This window comes from Spirosoma liriopis (assembly GCF_023196085.1).
GTDB classification, from domain to species: Bacteria; Bacteroidota; Bacteroidia; order Cytophagales; family Spirosomataceae; genus Spirosoma; species Spirosoma oryzicola.
This window is the reverse complement of the sequence record NZ_JALPRF010000005.1, coordinates 74,453-91,470: the sequence shown is the minus strand read 5'-3', so window position 1 is coordinate 91,470 and position 17,018 is coordinate 74,453. Positions and strand designations below refer to the sequence as shown.

13 protein-coding genes are annotated in these 17,018 nt (G+C 47.1%); 4 read left to right on the top strand and 9 right to left on the bottom strand.

What is annotated here, in order from left to right; translation table 11 throughout:
- Window positions 1–74 precede the first annotated feature (74 nt).
- A complete protein-coding gene (locus tag M0L20_RS23830) occupies window positions 75–1,484 on the top strand; it encodes an APC family permease (RefSeq protein WP_248479537.1) in 1,410 nt (469 codons plus the stop codon).
- Window positions 1,485–1,523: 39 nt separating this feature from the next.
- On the top strand, window positions 1,524–3,269 hold the full coding sequence (locus M0L20_RS23825) for a DUF885 family protein (protein ID WP_248479536.1): 1,746 nt from the start codon (window positions 1,524–1,526) through the stop codon (window positions 3,267–3,269).
- Window positions 3,270–4,145: 876 nt separating this feature from the next.
- Here M0L20_RS23825 and M0L20_RS23820 read toward each other — a convergent pair.
- From M0L20_RS23820 to M0L20_RS23810, 3 genes are read right to left on the bottom strand one after another with little or no spacing between them, the layout of a single operon-like run.
- Window positions 4,146–6,548 carry an ABC transporter permease gene (locus M0L20_RS23820; protein ID WP_248479535.1) on the bottom strand — a complete coding sequence of 801 codons (2,403 nt, stop codon included), beginning with the start codon at window positions 6,546–6,548 and terminating at the stop codon, window positions 4,146–4,148.
- Window positions 6,549–6,597: 49 nt separating this feature from the next.
- Window positions 6,598–7,089 carry a hypothetical protein gene (locus tag M0L20_RS23815; protein ID WP_248479534.1) on the bottom strand — a complete coding sequence of 164 codons (492 nt, stop codon included), beginning with the start codon at window positions 7,087–7,089 and terminating at the stop codon, window positions 6,598–6,600.
- Window positions 7,090–7,133: 44 nt separating this feature from the next.
- The gene (locus tag M0L20_RS23810; RefSeq protein ID WP_248479533.1) at window positions 7,134–7,487 is read right to left on the bottom strand and encodes a PadR family transcriptional regulator; all 354 of its coding nucleotides are present in this window, start codon (window positions 7,485–7,487) and stop codon (window positions 7,134–7,136) included.
- Window positions 7,488–7,993: 506 nt separating this feature from the next.
- On the opposite strand from M0L20_RS23810, the gene M0L20_RS23805 reads away from it, so the two are divergent.
- Window positions 7,994–8,410, top strand: coding sequence for a hypothetical protein (locus M0L20_RS23805; protein ID WP_232563185.1), 417 nt, complete (start codon window positions 7,994–7,996; stop codon window positions 8,408–8,410).
- A gap of 785 nt (window positions 8,411–9,195) precedes the next feature.
- On the top strand, window positions 9,196–10,917 hold the full coding sequence (locus M0L20_RS23800; protein ID WP_248479531.1) for a GH39 family glycosyl hydrolase: 1,722 nt from the start codon (window positions 9,196–9,198) through the stop codon (window positions 10,915–10,917).
- A 257-nt stretch (window positions 10,918–11,174) separates the two neighbouring features.
- On the opposite strand, the gene M0L20_RS23795 is transcribed toward M0L20_RS23800, so the two are convergent.
- From M0L20_RS23795 to M0L20_RS23770, 6 genes are all read right to left on the bottom strand, one after another.
- A complete protein-coding gene (locus tag M0L20_RS23795; RefSeq protein ID WP_232563187.1) occupies window positions 11,175–11,684 on the bottom strand; it encodes a UpxY family transcription antiterminator in 510 nt (169 codons plus the stop codon).
- A gap of 113 nt (window positions 11,685–11,797) precedes the next feature.
- Window positions 11,798–12,940, bottom strand: coding sequence for a non-hydrolyzing UDP-N-acetylglucosamine 2-epimerase (wecB, locus tag M0L20_RS23790; protein ID WP_248479529.1), 1,143 nt, complete (start codon window positions 12,938–12,940; stop codon window positions 11,798–11,800).
- A gap of 14 nt (window positions 12,941–12,954) precedes the next feature.
- On the bottom strand, window positions 12,955–13,707 hold the full coding sequence (locus M0L20_RS23785) for a hypothetical protein (protein WP_248479528.1): 753 nt from the start codon (window positions 13,705–13,707) through the stop codon (window positions 12,955–12,957).
- A 22-nt stretch (window positions 13,708–13,729) separates the two neighbouring features.
- Window positions 13,730–14,809 carry a DUF354 domain-containing protein gene (locus M0L20_RS23780; protein WP_248479527.1) on the bottom strand — a complete coding sequence of 360 codons (1,080 nt, stop codon included), beginning with the start codon at window positions 14,807–14,809 and terminating at the stop codon, window positions 13,730–13,732.
- A complete protein-coding gene (locus M0L20_RS23775; RefSeq protein WP_248479526.1) occupies window positions 14,790–15,971 on the bottom strand; it encodes a DegT/DnrJ/EryC1/StrS family aminotransferase in 1,182 nt (393 codons plus the stop codon). The genes M0L20_RS23780 and M0L20_RS23775 overlap by 20 nt, the downstream gene beginning before the upstream one ends.
- Window positions 15,968–16,984, bottom strand: a complete 1,017-nt coding sequence (locus tag M0L20_RS23770; RefSeq protein ID WP_248479525.1) for a lipid II:glycine glycyltransferase FemX — start codon at window positions 16,982–16,984, stop codon at window positions 15,968–15,970. The genes M0L20_RS23775 and M0L20_RS23770 overlap by 4 nt, the downstream gene beginning before the upstream one ends.
- Window positions 16,985–17,018 lie beyond the last annotated feature (34 nt).

The following is a 17,018-nucleotide window of genomic DNA, read 5'->3' as shown; positions in this document are numbered from 1 at the left end:
ACTGGCTAACGCCAGCTGACCCAAAATTTATTCGGCCTAACTGGTTGTTACTACCCACTACGAGAACCCCCGCCATGAATAAACCTTTTCACGAATTTATACCCCGTTTGGGCTTACTAGATGCTACCATGATCGTAGCTGGCTCTATGATCGGATCGGGTATTTTTATTGTACCAGCCGAAATTACCCGTAGTGTTGGCGGAGCAGGCTGGATGCTGGGTATGTGGCTGCTGGCCGGTCTGATCACGGTTATTGCTGCGGTGAGCTATGGCGAGTTGGCGGCCATGTTTCCCCGAGCGGGTGGTCAGTATGTTTACCTGCGTGAAGCCTATAATCCATTGGTTGGGTTCCTATACGGCTGGTCTTTTTTCGCTGTTATTCAGACTGGTACCATTGCCGCCGTGGGTGTAGCGTTCGCCAAGTTCACGGCTTACCTGGTCCCCGCCTTTAGTGATACCAATGTTCTGTTTCGTCTCGGTTTTGTCAATGTGTCGGCTGCGCAGCTCGTTTCGATTGGCGTCATTACCCTGCTGACTTACATCAATAGTAGGGGGGTGAAACACGGCGCGGCCCTGCAAACCTTCCTGACGATTATTAAACTAGTTTCCTTGTTTGGGCTGATTAGCTGTGGATTTATCTGGGGAGCCCGTGCTGATATCTGGAACGCCAACTGGCAGAACGCCTGGAATTTATCAAGTCTGACCTTGTCGGGCGGGGCACTTTCGTCCTCTTCGCTTTCTGGTCTGGCGGCTTTTGGCGCCATCGCCATTGCCATGAAAGGAACCTTATTTTCGAGTGATTCCTGGCACAGTATTACATCGATTGCGGGTGAAGTCAAACAGCCTCAGCGCAACATCGGCCTGAGCTTGGTGCTGGGCACGCTAATTGTTACAGTAATCTACGTCCTGACCAACATCATGTTTCTGGCCGTCGTGCCGCTGAAAGACATTGCCTTTGCGCCCAGTGACCGGGTAGGCGTAGTGGCGGCCGATTACATTTTTGGCAACAGCGGTACCGTGATTATTGCCGTAATGGTCATGATTTCGACGTTTGGTTGTAACAACGGGCTGATTCTGTCGGGGGCACGGGTCTACTACATCATGGCTAAAGACGGGCTATTTTTCCGGCAGGCTGGTACGCTCAATAAAAATGAGGTACCAGGCTACAGTCTGTGGACCCAGTGTATTTGGGCGAGTATACTTTGCTTGACGGGCGAATACAATAACCTGCTGGCGCTGGTAATTTTCGGTGTCCTGATTTTTTACGTCCTGACTATTTTAGGAATTTATCGCCTACGCCAGCGTCGACCCGACTTACCCCGACCGTACAAAACGCCCGGTTATCCTTTTCTGCCCGCTATTTATGTCGTGACGGCCCTCGCGCTGGCGGTTCTGCTGCTCATTTTCGAGACGCGCTACACCCTGCCGGGGCTGGGTGTCATTCTGGCGGGTATACCCGTGTATTACGTGATCGTGCGACGGTAACGAGTTGTGATACCTAACATACAATAGCGTTTTATTCTTATGACTCTATCTACCTTTCGCTTATACACTGGCGCGTTAGCCATTGGTTTACTGCTAGTTGTCCGTACCAGTATCACGGCTCAACCCAATTCGATAGCCGGTGTTGATCCACAAACCAGCGCCGTACACCATCTGCTCATACAATTCCACGCCGATCGGGGAAGCCTGAACCGCTTCTACATTGTCACGGGGTCGCCGGAGCGTCGGGTGCGCTTCCAGACGTTCTATACCGATTACCTGAACCGGCTGGAAGCGCTGAATTTTGACCGGATGAACACCGACAGTCGGGTTGACTACCTGCTTTTCAAACGCGACTTGGCCGAGCAATTGCACAAGCTAAACATTGAAGCCGTTGAACGAGACCGTATCAACGCCTGGTTTCCCTTCGCGGATTCTCTGTATGCCGTCGAGAAACGGCGTCGTCGGGGTCATCTACCCAACGCCCAGCAGTTTGCCCGCAACCTGACCGATCTTGCCAAACAAATCAGCGAGCTTCAGATCAAACTGGATAAAGAAGACAAACCCGATCCGTCGTTGATGCGTCGAGCGGCCTCAACAGCAAATGGATTGCAGATCGCGTTACGTAGCGTTTACTCGTTCTACAACCATTACGACCCCAGCTTTAGCTGGTGGATACCTAAACCCTATCAGCAGGCAGACAGTCTGCTTGGGGCTTACGAGTCAGTTTTTCGGCGTAAAAGCCGGGAGTCGTCTCCCCTCAACGATGAGAGCGGTATCGTGGGCGTTCCGGTTGGACGTGACGAGTTAGTACGGCAGTTACAGATTGAAATGATTCCGTACAGCCCGGAAGAATTAATCCAGATTGCCAATAAAGAGTTTGCCTGGTGTGACCGCGAACTGCTGAAAGCCTCCCGCGAGATGGGGTTTGGCGATGACTGGAAAGCGGCCCAAGAAAAGGTCAAAAACAGTTACGTTCCCATTGGCAGACAACCCGAAATGGTTTTGGGCTTGTTCAATGAGTCCGTTGCGTTTCTGAAAGCAAAAAACCTGATTACGATTCCGCCAATTGCCGAAGAAACGTGGCGTATGGGCATGATGTCGCCGAGCCGTCAGCTTGTCAATCCGTTTTTTACCGGGGGTGAAGAACTGTCGATCTCTTACCCAACTGACGACATGAATTACGCCGATAAAGTGATGAGCATGCGGGGTAATAATCCTCATTTTTCGCGGGCTACGGTTCATCACGAGCTTATCGCTGGTCATCATTTGCAGGGATTCATGAATAACCGGTACAAAGTTTACCGCAATTTCGACACACCTTTCTGGATTGAAGGCTGGGCCTTGTATTGGGAAATGCTGCTATGGGATCAGGGCTTTGCCAAGTCGCCCGAAGATCGGATTGGTATGTTGTTCTGGCGGATGCATCGCTGTGCCCGAATTATTTTCTCGCTAAATTTCCACCTTGGCAAATGGAGACCGCAGCAATGCGTTGACTTTTTGGTAAACCGTGTAGGTCATGAGCGGGCCAATGCTATCGGTGAAGTCCGACGGTCGTTTCTCGGTGTTGATCCGCCTTTATATCAACTGGCTTACATGACGGGCGGTTTTCAGTTTCTGGCACTCAAAAAAGAACTGGTTGATACAGGAAAAATGACCTACAAACAGTTTCATGATGCCGTTCTGCAAATTAATTCCATGCCCGTCGAAATGATCCGTGCCATCCTGACGAATCAGTCTTTACCAAAGGATTTCAGGACTAAGTGGCGGTTTTATGATCTTAATTAAACGGTGACTGGGTTTGTGTCAACAATTAAACAAATTGGCTTTAACGCTTTAGAGTAGCAGATCAAGAAAATTGAGTTTGAGACGACAAGTGGTGGTGTTCATGGTGATCGTCACTAGCAATATTACCACTTGATGTGAAGAAACGTCCGTTTTATGACTACTGAGTCGAATCATAGACATAAATTAGGTTCGAGCCGTCTGTACTGTTAGGAATTTCCTTTTGTGTCGGATCGGCGGTAGCGGTCCGACACAACTTTTTTAATTTAATGATGATCGGTAAACGGAGTGAATTGTAACGACTCTCTTTTTTCTGACGAATAATGTCAAGGTGTACCGGTCGGCCGCGTCCAGTGGGTTCACCGTGTGCGTTTAGCAGAGCTGTCTTTTAAAGGCAATGTTGAGTACTGGCTGACCCATCAGCGAAGCGCCGTAAGCCACAAAATCGGACCCGATCAGGTGGGCTTCAAAAACAGGAAAAAACCCTCCCATGGGAGGTGCGGATTACCCACGAGCGTCGCTTTTTTGAAGACTGATTTAGCGGGTACAATCGCGTATGCGTTTGATCTTAGTAGCATTACCTGAGCCGCTACGGCTTCTCTTCCGCCGATAAATTGCAGACAACACGTTGGCCGTAACCAAAGCATAATACATGGCGTCAAGACTCTAGCCGTAAGTGTGAGGTACGCCAGCAGTATCTCATAAAACATCAACGTTGGATGGGGTAGGGCCTCTCGTTTTTATGACTTGTGAACACCGGATTGGGCATAGGCTACTAAGTTGAGCAGTACTAAGCAAATCGTAAGCAATCTCATAAACTGGTATAAGAAATTAAGGCTAAAGGGTTAACAGGCACTTACTCAGAAACATCAACTAGGACTATTCACTTTTTAGGTAATGAACGGGATTCATACGGGCCGCTTTTAAGGCCTGACGGGATACGGTCAGGGCTGTGATGAGCCCGGTTAGGATAAGTGTTCCGGCTAATAACCAGCCGTTGACCGAAATGCGGTGTGCATACTGCTGTAGCCAACCCGACAACACCCACGCCCCGATGGGCGCGGCCACCAGAAAACCTAGCCCGAGAAGTTTACCGAACTCCCGTCCCAACAACCATAGCAACTGCTCGGTGCGTGCTCCCAGCACCCGCCGGACACCAATCTCCTTTGCTTTAGCTTCGCTTAAAAACGTAACCAGCCCATAGAGACCCAGGCAACTCAGGCCAATCGCTACCAAGGCAAGGGCCTGAACCAGACCTGCCAGTAGATACTCGATTTCCGTAAAATGATTCATGATCGTCAGCAGGTCTTCACCGTGATAAACCTCATCTGGTAGCACTTTATCCCACGCCTGCTGGATACCCCGCTGAGCGCTGGATGCCTTTGCCGGGTTTAGGCGAAGCATTGCTACCCGGCTATGCGGAAAATCGTTGATAAGTGTGATGGGCAAAACAGGCTGGTGTAAATCTCCGCTACGAAAATCTCGTACGACACCCACAATAACCCGATCGGTATCTTTCACCCGGATGGATTTACCCACCACCGCATTCGGTGAGGAAATGCCCAACTGCTTTACCAATGTTTCATTGACCAGCACATCATGCCCTGTCGTATCAGTTGGCCGGACGTTTCGGCCAGCTACCAGCGATAAGCCGAAGAGGGACAGATAATGATCATCAATGGCCCGCACCCGTGTTTCAAACGATTCTGGTTCAGTGGCTGTGTGGTAGCTGAATGCCGAAGGGCGGTTATAGGGCGACGCGGGGGGATCACTCCCGAATGTTACGACCTCGACGCCCGGTACACGTAACCACTGTTCGCGCAAGGGTTCCCTTGGTACAATGCCTCGTTGGGGTAAGAAAACTACCTGTATCGATTCGCGATTGAAACCCCAGGTGACTCGCTGCATAAACTGGAGCTGGGTCGATATGACCAGAACGCTAAGGATAAAGAACTGCATAAGAACAAACTGCCCCCAAATAAGTCCCTGCCGGACGGTTATTCGACCGACAAATCGAGTAGTCAATTGGTTGGTGAGAGCTTTTGCGGGATTGAAACGGGCCAGCACAAGCGCAGGATATAGACCCGAAAGAAGAATAACGCCGACAAGTAATCCCAGAAACCAGCCAATCGCCCGGGGCTGAATCACATTGGCAATGGAAAGATCTGGCCGAAGCATGTCAGCCGCATTCGCCAATGTGTGATTAACAAGAGGTAAGGTTAGTTGGGTCAGCAGCAGCGCGACAACCATAGCCAAGAGAACTAACAAACTGGTTTCGAGCATGAACTGGCCGATCAACTGCCAGCGCGTACTACCCATCACTTTGCGCACCCCCACCTCACGCGCCCGTTTGAGCGCTCGGGCAGTTGCCAGGTTGATGAAGTTGATACAACCTGCCATCACCATGAGTATTCCCACTGCAATTAGGGCGTAAAGGATCGGTCTCGGAGCCATACCGCTACGTTGGTGATTGAGTTCGGCCAGGGGCAGCACGTGGTAGTCAAACATACTCGCTTCTTTCGGAGACAGATACTTTCGTCTGATAGCGGGTAGGCGCTGGCGGAGCAGGTTTGGATCGGTACCTTCTCGCAATCGGACAAAACACATGGCCTGTAAGCCCTGCCAGTCGGCCAAAGCGGATGGTCCCTCAAGAACCGGAATGGTAGCGTAGGAAACGAAAGCATCGTACCGAAGCTGGGTATTAGCCGGAGGGTTTTTTACAATGCCTGTTACCGTTAAGTTCGTTCGATTGTCTAACCGCAAAATCCGTCCCATGGCTGGGGCGTTGTCAAAATATTTGCGGGCGTAGCGTTCGCTGAGCACAATGGTATTCGGGGCTGCCAGCGCTGTTTTGGGATTGCCACTTACCCACTCGACACCAAACATTTCAAAATATTGGGGCTCTGTAAAACAAACGACACGGGCCTCCCCAAACTTTTTCAACCAACCCCGCTTTCCGTTTGGGATGCTAAGGGTTCTCCCGAAAAATGTTTCCAGCCGGACAGCGCTTTCTACAAAGGCATAATCACGTCGCAATACGTCGGCTAATGGCCTGGGAGCTGCATCAGTAGGCTGTGTTGTTTCATGCTTTATGTCCGTAACAATCCAGTAGGAACGATCAAGGTGCGGATGGTAGCGGTCGAAGCTAAACATGTAATTGACTAGCAGAAATATGACTAGTCCACTAGCTAAGCCAATTGCTAAGCCTAATAGGCTGATTAAATTGACATGCCAATGCTGCCATAAGTGGCGCCTGGCCACCCTGAGGTAGTGAATGATCATCAGAAAAGGGGGTTATGATGAATAGCGGAGTGGTAGGAGCAAGGCAGCGTTAAGCCATAGTAAACAGCTTTGATTTACTAGAGCGACGCGTTAGCCACCAGCGGATTATCAGTACACCCGTTAGACTAGTCAGACCTATTCCCCAGGCTGTTTGAAAGACGCCAATTGGTATTGAAAGAGGACGACTAACTACGATGAGAAAACCCATCAGGACCAGGAACGTGAGTACGCTGGATAGTAGCATGTATTGAAACGGTTTGGTCGCCGGACGCCGTTTTTGTCTTATTTTAAGCCTTGTTGTGCGCGCAGTACTACCTCTAAACTCCCGGCTATAAAGCTGTCGTAACTGATTTATAGCCTGTACAGTAGCCTGTTGCGTTAATTGATTATAAGCTGCTGAGAAGTCTTCCCCCTGGTCCATTCGCTGTTCAATCAATGAGGCCATGTGATCTATTAGTTCGGCCTGTAGCGCATGATGCGGTTTGGCTTGCTGGATGTGTTGGACAACTAGGTCGAGTTGAGCGCGAGTTAGTTTGTTCATACGTTAAAGTGATGCTGCTTGAGTTAAGGAAAGGTTATAGTGGGTTATTTGCCAAAGGCCATGTTTGGAGAAGGATGAATAAGTAGCTTCATCAGCTGGATGAATCGTTCAAACTCACCCGCTTTGCGAACGGCTGTTGCACTACCCATCGAAGTAAGCTGATAATACTTGCGTAACCGACCGTCTACCTCTTGACTCTGGGTGATTGATAAACCCTCGTCTTCAAGTTTGTGAAGTACAGGATACAAGGCACCAAAAGTAAGAATTAACTCGCCACCCGTTCGCTCGTCAACTGATTGGGTGATTTCGTAACCATACATCCTTCCTTTTTGCGCCAGTAACTGAAGTACAATTGTTTTGATCGTCCCTCGGATAAATTCTTGGTTCGCGGAGTTCATAAGTCCAGATGATTACATAGCTCTATTATGAGACAAATATATAAAGGAAAATTATATATACAAGTTAAATTTTCGCGCATAGATCATTTACGTTCAAGCGGTCGATTCCTACTTGATCGGTTATATGAGTGTAGCTACAACGCACTTATGAGTTGCGTAGCACTTCTTAATTCTCTCCACTTTTTGGAGAGAATTAAGAAGTGCTGTTCAGTTACTAGAATCGCATGCACGATTCAGAAAACCGACAGAGGACAGGGTTAAGAATATGTGGCCCTACGACTTTATTCGCTAATTTCAGCCTATCTATGGAATACACCTAAGCAATGCGAAAGGATTTGACAACGGTATAGATTAACTTTTTACATTTGCTATGTGCGATCACAGTATATATGTATATATTTGTCCGATTTATGGCATAAATAATTTACAAAAGTGTTCAATAGTTAATTCATTTATAAACTTAATGCGTAAAAATCTATATTAAAAACGATATTTGTTCTACATCAATGATTAAACGATTTTCACTATTCGTAGTCTGGCTCTGGGTCAATGCTTGCAGTTCGCCCCCCAATATTGCTCCTTCATCTCGCATTGCCGGTTCTTACAAATTCACTCAGTACTCAACAGCTAGCAAAGACGATCTGGCTCCTGTAGGCTTGGTCACTTTGACAGTGGTTGATGAGCAGCACATTGACCTCATAGTTAAGGGTTCTTCGGGAAAGTCTAAAATTGACTATTCTTACCACAATGTTGATGTCGTTAATGACGAACGCAACTACTTAGGTGAAGATACGTTTAGCTTGATTTACAAGAAAAGTCAAATCGGGATTGTCACGAGTAACGAGCAGGGGCACTATATTTCGTTAACCCCAAAGCCTTATACCACCTTATTGGCTTCGTTACCAGGAGATGAGGATTGGTAGGTTAGTGATCGCTCATAAACCGCATAGCAACTCGTGTTCTATCTGTTTCGCAGGAGCAGTGCTAAACCCTGCCTATTCATCGAACTAGTGGTATCATAAGGCGAAAGCTTTTTCCTCCTTACTTGTTTCAAGAGATCGAATGGAGATTAATCAGACTCTTCATATGAATTCTTACAACAACACGCACAAAGTGCAAACATTATGTCCAATAATTCAACTTTATCGGAATAAATAGATCAATAGTAATTGTGCAATTGTCATAAAAGCTTTTAGAAAGAAAACTGAATAGGTGGCTTCTGCACAATTTTTGGTTTCAATTCTGCTCGAATTATTACCAGACTATTCATTGGCACTAATTCAATCAATAAACGATCTGCTCCAATTCAATCTATCTTTTACCCGCCTGCTTTATAAGCTCATCTATAGCGTTTTACTGATCTATATTGTAGACAAATGATCAAATAAAGTCCTAGTTGTATCGTCAGACGCATAACCTCAGAAAGATTGGCTTTGTCCAGACTATCAGTCATAAATAAAGACTTGTAAATCAGACTTGTGTAGCTCTATCTATAAGGAATTACAAAATTATCCTCCTATCATAGCAGTAAATTAAATCAACAGGCTGTTTTACTAACAGCAGGAATCAATGTCTCGTATTCTTAAAGAAAGCCTACTTACTTTGATGTAAATAGTGCCTGACACAGGTCTATCCAGAATGTATACAAATGTATGTGGCACTTAAGTATCATTTATCAATTGACCCACTGTTTCATCTCTACCTATTTATGAATCAACTTAAGATAAAATTTCGGCGAGTTTCGTCCGCCTTACTGCTGTCAACACTTTACCTGACAACTCTTACCAACTGCTTAGCGCAGGCTAATGGGGAAAAGCCCGTCACCATTCAGGTAGACTTAGCAAAAAGCATGGGACCTCTGAAGCCTATATGGGCTTGGTTCGGTTACGACGAACCGAACTACACCTACATGAAGGACGGCAAAAAATTACTCACTGAATTATCCACTATAGGCAAAGCCCCTGTATATGTTCGAGTGCATAGCCTACTGGTGACTGGCGATGGGGAGGCCGCGTTGAAATGGGGCTCTACCAATGCGTATACGGAAGACGCCAATGGGAAACCCGTTTACAACTGGACTATCGTAGACAAAATTTTCGATACGTTTATTCAGCGGGGCATGAAGCCTATTGCTCAGATTGGCTTCATGCCGCAAGCGCTTTCGGTGAAGCCTGAACCGTATCGCCATCACTGGAAGCCGGGGGATAACTACAATGATATTTACCTGGGTTGGGCTTATCCGCCTAAAGATTACAACAAGTGGGCCGAACTGGTTTATCAGTGGGTAAAGCACTCGGTCAAGCGGTACGGCCAGAAAGAAGTGGAGAGCTGGTACTGGGAATTGTGGAATGAGCCTAATATTAGCTATTGGAAAGGAACTGTGGATGAGTACATTAAACTCTACGATTATACAGCCGATGCGGTTAAGCGGGCGCTACCCACTGCCCGAATAGGTGGTCCTGAGGTAACCGGACCTGGTTGGGAGGGTTCAAGAAAGTTTTTCATTCCGTTTATGGAACACGTAGTCAACGGGAAAAACTACGTAACAGGTGAAACGGGTAGCCCAATCGATTTTATAACGTTTCACGCCAAAGGTGCTCCTAAAGTGGTGGATGGGCATGTGCAGATGAACATGGGCACGCAACTGCGCGACATTGATAAAGGCTTCGAGATCGTTGCTTCTTACCCAAAACTAAAAAACTTGCCAATCATTATCGGCGAGTCCGACCCGGAGGGCTGTGCGGCCTGTTCCGAAGATGTTAATCCAGAAAACGCCTACCGCAATGGCACGATGTATTCCAGTTATACGGCGGCTTCATTCGCGCGCAAGTATGACTTAGCGCAGGCACGGAGTGTGAATCTGGCGGGGGCTGTTACGTGGGCGTTCGAGTTTGAAAATCAACCCTGGTTTCGGGGCTTCCGCGATCTGGCGACCAATGGCGTTGATAAGCCTGTACTGAATGTCTTTCGCATGTTTGGCATGATGCCAACCACCCGCGTCGAAGTAAAGAATGACCTTGCTTATGACTACGTCCGGGTGCGGGACGAAAGCGTCCGAAAAGAAGCGGATATCAACGCATTGGCCTCTAAAAATAATGAATCGGCAGCGGTGATGGTATGGAACTACCACGATGATAACGTAGCTGGCCCGGATGCATCCGTTTCACTTCGTTTAAGCGGATTGCCCAACAAAGGCGTTACCGTGCATCATTACCGGATTGATCAAAAATTCAGCAACTCATACGAGGCCTGGAAAAAAATGGGGTCACCCAAAACACCTACGAAAGAGCAGATCGCTGAGCTTGAAAAGGCGGGACAACTGCAACAATTTGCGGCACCACAACGCTTACAAGTAACGAATCAGGAGGCTACTCTCAACTTTGCTCTACCTCGACAAGGCGTTTCGCTGTTGAAATTAACCTGGGATTAAACCCCGGTTTGTTGGCTACACGATACTTTACTTCTCTGATTAACTGTATTATCGGTTGTCCTGCTTAGCTGTTAACCAACGAAAACGGCTTCAATCCAGCACCTAGTACGATTGTACGAATGGGCTGGATTGAAGCCGTTTTCAACTAGTAATAGGCTCCATTTGTTACCGGCTAATTGGTGACTAATAAGCCTACAGATGCATAACGTTCGCTGGCCTATAAACTTCGGTTTGTGTATCGCCTTTGATCCCGATCACTAGTTAATTATTGTACCGAAAGCGCCTACCTTCTCGATTTTGGTTTTGCTACTATCAATCGAGATACATAGGCCCATTGACTCGAGTTGCACAACAATTGTTTTTCCCTGTTGGGAAACCATTTCGCCTTCTTGGTCCATGAAGACCCCCGACGTAATTTTGAGTCGATCAGCTGGTTTGAAATCAATTACTTCGAGCGCGTCATGTTCAAAGTCGTTCAGCATATTTTTTATTTGATCAATTTCGTGCTGTTTGACAATAGCCGGTTTTTTCAACCAGTACAGGTAATTAACTACCCCAGGTACACCAAAAACCAGCGAACGCTGGCGCTCCTCCAGATTGACAAAGCAATACGAGCGAAACAGTGGCTCCTCGACTGTTTTTATTCGATCCGACCAACGCCGTTTCGTTATTCGGAGCGGGCAGTATACTTCCAGCCCAAGTTGCCGTAAGCCTTTTGCGACTAATTTTTCTGATTTTGATTTCGTGTAAAGAACAAACCATGCCATGCGCGTTTTTGGATAAAGAGTATCACTCGTTTTATTTTTTAGACTTCACTTTTCTGTAGAAGGAGTAGAACTAAGCCCTAATAGCTTGCCAATTTATCTAAAGGTGGTAGGGCCTATAGAATTAATAGATTTAAAAGCTGCGCAGCCGCATCGCCCTCCCCATAAATTGGGTTGAAAGTGATGCTAGTAGGCCCTTCAAAGAATTGAAAAGCCTGTAAAATCTGATTTGGATCGGCGTCACAAAGCACCGCAGCCCCCTGATCCACTATTTCAACCCACTCTGTTTCTGCCCGTAAAATGATACACGGTTTTTTGAAGAAGTAGGCTTCCTTCTGAACACCCCCTGAATCGGTAATAATTAGTTTGGCATGCTGTTCGAGTACAATCATTTCCAGGTACGATACCGGTGGACACAGTTGTATAGCAGGATGGGTACTTATCGACTGATGCAGTTCGGGTGATAGCAGGGCACTCATCTGTTTCAGCGTACGCGGATGCAACGGCATAACCAGATTGATACGATACTTCTCAACCAGTATCAGCAGGGCATCAAAAATTGAATTTAATCGACTAGCATCGTCGGTATTAGCATTTCGATGGAGCGTTACGAGCACATACGTTTCCGGCTGAACACCCAAACGCTCCAGTATATACGTTTTCTGTTTAGCCAGGCCAGCAAAATAAAGTGTGTTGTCGTACATGATGTCGCCCACATTAAACACCCCAGGATTATCGATGGTGTAAGGCGGCTGATTATCCGTCCTAAATCCTTCCCGAATCAGATTATTTACACCGGTTTGCGTTGGCGAAAAGAGGTAGGTAGACACATGATCGGTAAGAACGCGATTAATCTCTTCGGGCATGGTTTTGTTGTACGACCGGAGTCCTGCTTCGATGTGTACAATGGGAACGTACACCTTAGAGGCTGCAATGGCACCAGCTAACGTCGAATTTGTATCGCCGTATAATACGATAAAATCGGGACGTTCAGTAAGTACAATTTCTTCAATACCCTTGATCATCCGGCCAGTTTGCTCGCCATGATTGCCTGAACCAACACCCAGGTTGTAGGTTGGCTGTGGGATAGCAAGTTCGTCGAAGAAAACGCCCGACATATTTTCGTCGTAATGCTGACCGGTATGAACCAGAACTTCAGTAATCTGATGGGCAAAACGCGTCCGAATAGCGCGGCTGAGAGCTGATGCCTTAATAATCTGCGGCCTGGCTCCAATAATTGTTATTAATTTGATTCCCAAAACGCGAGGATAGGTTATTTTACGTAGAAGTATTGCTTGACTACATTTTTGGTCTTTTGAAAAACCAGTTCCTGCAACCAATAAATGGGATTGTTATTCCAGCGCTGCGGATGAAACGTAAACATGACCTGACTTGAGAGCTGTTTGTTTTTTAGTCCAGCAATCAGATCGGCGGTGCTTCTGAACGGATGATTAAAACCCGCATCTACTTTGTCCCGGACGCTTACCTTGTGACCATCCCATCGTCTACCCGTATCGGTCAGATAGGCAACCTTCGAGAAGTCAACGTCCAGATACGGTTCGCCCACTATATCGAAGTCGCTGTATGAATAGGTTTTCCAAAGATCTTTGGAATCATACTTCGACATCGGACTTCCATGCATGCATATAGTGGACACTGGGGCCAGTCTGCGTAAGGCTGTCAAATTTTTCTTGAAATCCAGAATAGCTAATTCTTTGTTGCCCTTACAGGTAGTCAGGCACTCATAGTGGTAACCTACCTCGTGTCCCATATCAGCAATCTGCCGAATAATTCGGTCATTCCAGCTGCCGGAAGTTGCCCGAAAATAATACACACCCCGAATGTTCTGGCTGTGCTGAATCTGGGCGAACGCTAGTGAGTTTTGGGGCATGGCGTCTACATCATGCCGAAGAATGAGCGTATTGGGTGTAGGATTGCGTAAAAAGCCTTCGAGCGTTGAAAAGCTATAGCCAGCAGCCTGCATGGCCTGAAGCAGTTCGGTGTACATGCGGATTGTAAAGTCCATCGCTGTTGGTATGCTGATTGGCTCACCGATAAGCAACTTCCGCTTTGGCTTCGGCTACACTTTGTGGATAGTTTAAGATCAGTGCTGTTAAAAAAGAGGTTAAGTCAACTTTATCGGCCAGCATACTTTCTTTACGATCCTGCCACACCGCTTTACTATCACTGTTGATAGCCAGTTCCTTGACCGTATGCATCATAGCCGGAAAGTTGTCAGGCTGGAAGGAATAACAGAGTTGGTATTTTTGCTCGATTTCGTTTGGAATTGACAGTTGACCGGCAAACGTATTGAGTTTTATGGCCGGTGTACCCAGCAAAGCCGCTTCCGTAGTCATAGTCTGGCTATCGCCAACAAAAAGCGTTGCGTAGTAAAGAAGGGTGTGTATTTTCTCGGGTGAAATGGGCAATTGATACAGGGCCAGCTCCGGCTCAGTGGTTCGTTCTGTGGTGATAAAAACCCGACCGAATCGTTTCAGAAAGTCAACCAGTTCAATTTTCTGGTCAAGAGTCAAGCCTTTCGCCCCGCCGTCGTGGTGGGCTTTGAACGCATTGAATCGTAACACAAAGTAGGCGTCACCAGGCGTTAACCCTAGTTCGGTCAAAACGTCAGGATCAGGTCTGAATCGATTGGGATGTAGGTACGCCAGTTCGTGATAGCTCGGATGAGAGATGCGTTGTTTTCCTCGGTCTTCGTGAGCCAGCGCGCTGGGAGTGAGGATGACATTGGCGTATGACGTGAACTTACCAAAGATAGGCGTAGCTAACAGATCGTCGTCGTCGAGCGCAAACGACTTCATGACGGTTAGCTTCGATACGACAGGCAATACCATCGATATACCGATACCGTAATCGATTCGTCGGCCAAGCACAATGCCAAGCACTTTCAGCAGGTGAAAAAACTCATAGACGTATTTCCACAACAGGTGATCTTTCTTGCGGCCCGTGCTGATGTAGGGAATATGGTACAGATCCAGCAGCTTTGTAATTGATTCAACGTTTTTTGACGTGACAATGACTTTGTATCCCCTACTTTTAAGCTCTTTTATAAGATGCTTAAACAGGTGTACATGAGCCGGATGATTGATGTCAACTAAAACTTTCTTCATGGGTGGGTAGTGGATGCCGCGTAAAATGGTGCAGGCTTTGGTTAATGATTTCTAAATCGCGCTGCGTTAAGCCATAGTGACACGGTATGGTCAATAGGTTGTCAACAAGTTGTTCAAACTGCGGGCATTGACCAGATTGATAGCCAAATTCCCGAGTCCAGATTTTGGCGTGCTGAAAGTGTTTGGCACCACCAATGCCCTTTTCCCGCAAGTAATTATATAGGTCGTTGCGGTTTTTAAACAGCAGGACTACAACATATGCATTTTCCTGCGCTGATTTGTTTAGTACGGTAAAACTTGATCGGTTGTGATCGATCAGGAGCCGGGCGTTTTCGCGCTGCGTTGCCGCACGTTCGACAATCCGACTGATGTAAGTTGGCAACCCAGATGCTACGCTACGGTGAGCTTTTTTGAAACGATCAGGAAAGGCTGAAACAGCACTGTTTCGCTTACTGACAATCGTTTCGCTCACTAACCATTTCTGAAGAATACCACCCATTCGGGAATGGACCGCAGCTTTTAAGATTCGTTTGCCAATTAAAGCCAATTCGCTCAGCAGACCGGGCTCAGCTAGTTCGCTCACCATCTCCGCAATACGTCTGCCGTAGACGGGATTATTTACGACCAGCAATGCTCCACTTCCGAACGACGGAAACTTGCCATCACCAAACGAGAAAACGGCGCAATCGAAAAAATTTCCGACAGGCGTACCATCGTAGTAACTTAAGAACGCGTGAGCACAATCTTCAATGACAGGCAGGTTTCCTACAATTTGTCTGATCTGATGGATGTTAGCGGGTTTCCCAAACGTATGCGTTACGATCAGTGCATCCAACTCTACTTGTTTACATTGTAGATCGTTCGTATCGATAGTCAGTTGTTCGTCAATATCGATAAATAAGGGTTTATATCCAGCCGCAACAATGGCCGACAGCACCGATGAGCAGGTATACGGCTGCACACCTACACGGGCTCCCGGTACAAGATCAAACGCTTTGAGCGCCAGAAAAATACCCACACGTGCCTGACTAACGAAATGAAGCGTCGCTTGCGGAAATAACGCGCTTATAGTTTCATAATTTGTAGGCTGCTTGTCGATTAGCGATTGAAGTGCATTCCAGAAATCACCTACTGAATACGAATAATTAAATCGCGGGATCATCGTTTCACTACTCTCCAAAGTGTAAATAATTTGTTCGCCACTGCGAGCAAAGCAGGGTAATGGTTTTTCTCATACCGACCATGATTGACGAAGCTGCCGCCAAATTTCTTTTTGTAGTCCCGCACACCATAGGGCACATCGGGCTTGCCAGCTCCCCCGAAGTCGAACCAGGAAAAACCGTTTTCTTTTCCCCACATGAATACTGCCCAGGGTAATAGGTCATTCGGATATTTATTGTAATAGCGGCTGTAGGCTCCGGCGTAGTAATCGTATAGCGTGTCGCCACAAGCCAGACAGAGGACGCACCCGATGATCTGCCCTTCCCACATCGCCGTGAAAAGGCGAAGTCCTATCTGATCGGTTGTATGCTGCCAGATAGCGTCAAAATGGCTGTAATTGGGCAACGGTAGTTTTGCCCGTTGGTACACTTCGGTGAGTATTGCGTAGCATTCGGTCAGCGCTTCCGGATTTTTATTCAGTACAACCGTACAACCTTCTTTTTCGGCCCGTCGGATTTCGTTGCGCCGTTTGGTATGCACCTGTTTCCAAAGCTCATCTTGCGGGTACGTCAGATCAACTAAAATATTTAAGTGATCATCATAGTGAAACCCAGCCTCTTCAAACACAGACTGCACGGAATTAGTATCCTGAAAATTACGCACCTGGGTATACAGGCTCTTTAATCCGTACGTCCGGTAAGCATTCAGCAAACCCTCTGTAATCACTGCACTGTTGTCAGCAACCACTGGACCACCAATGATTAGGTTACGGCTGCTCAGAAAACGAACAACCGGCAGACCAAGCTGCAATTGTCGATACGCAAGCAAAACACCCACCATTTCGTTTCCCTGTCTGGCAATCACGTAAAAAGGTTCTGACCGTTCTGAGGACCGGCATACATTGAAAAAAACCGGAGACTGAAAATAATGAAAGCCGGGACAGGTCAGTAAAAACTGAGTTATAGCCTGTTCGTCTGTCGGGGTTAACTTGCGTAGCAGACTATACTGATACATACGGTAGTGGACGAAAGCGGTTCGTCGCGCTTTG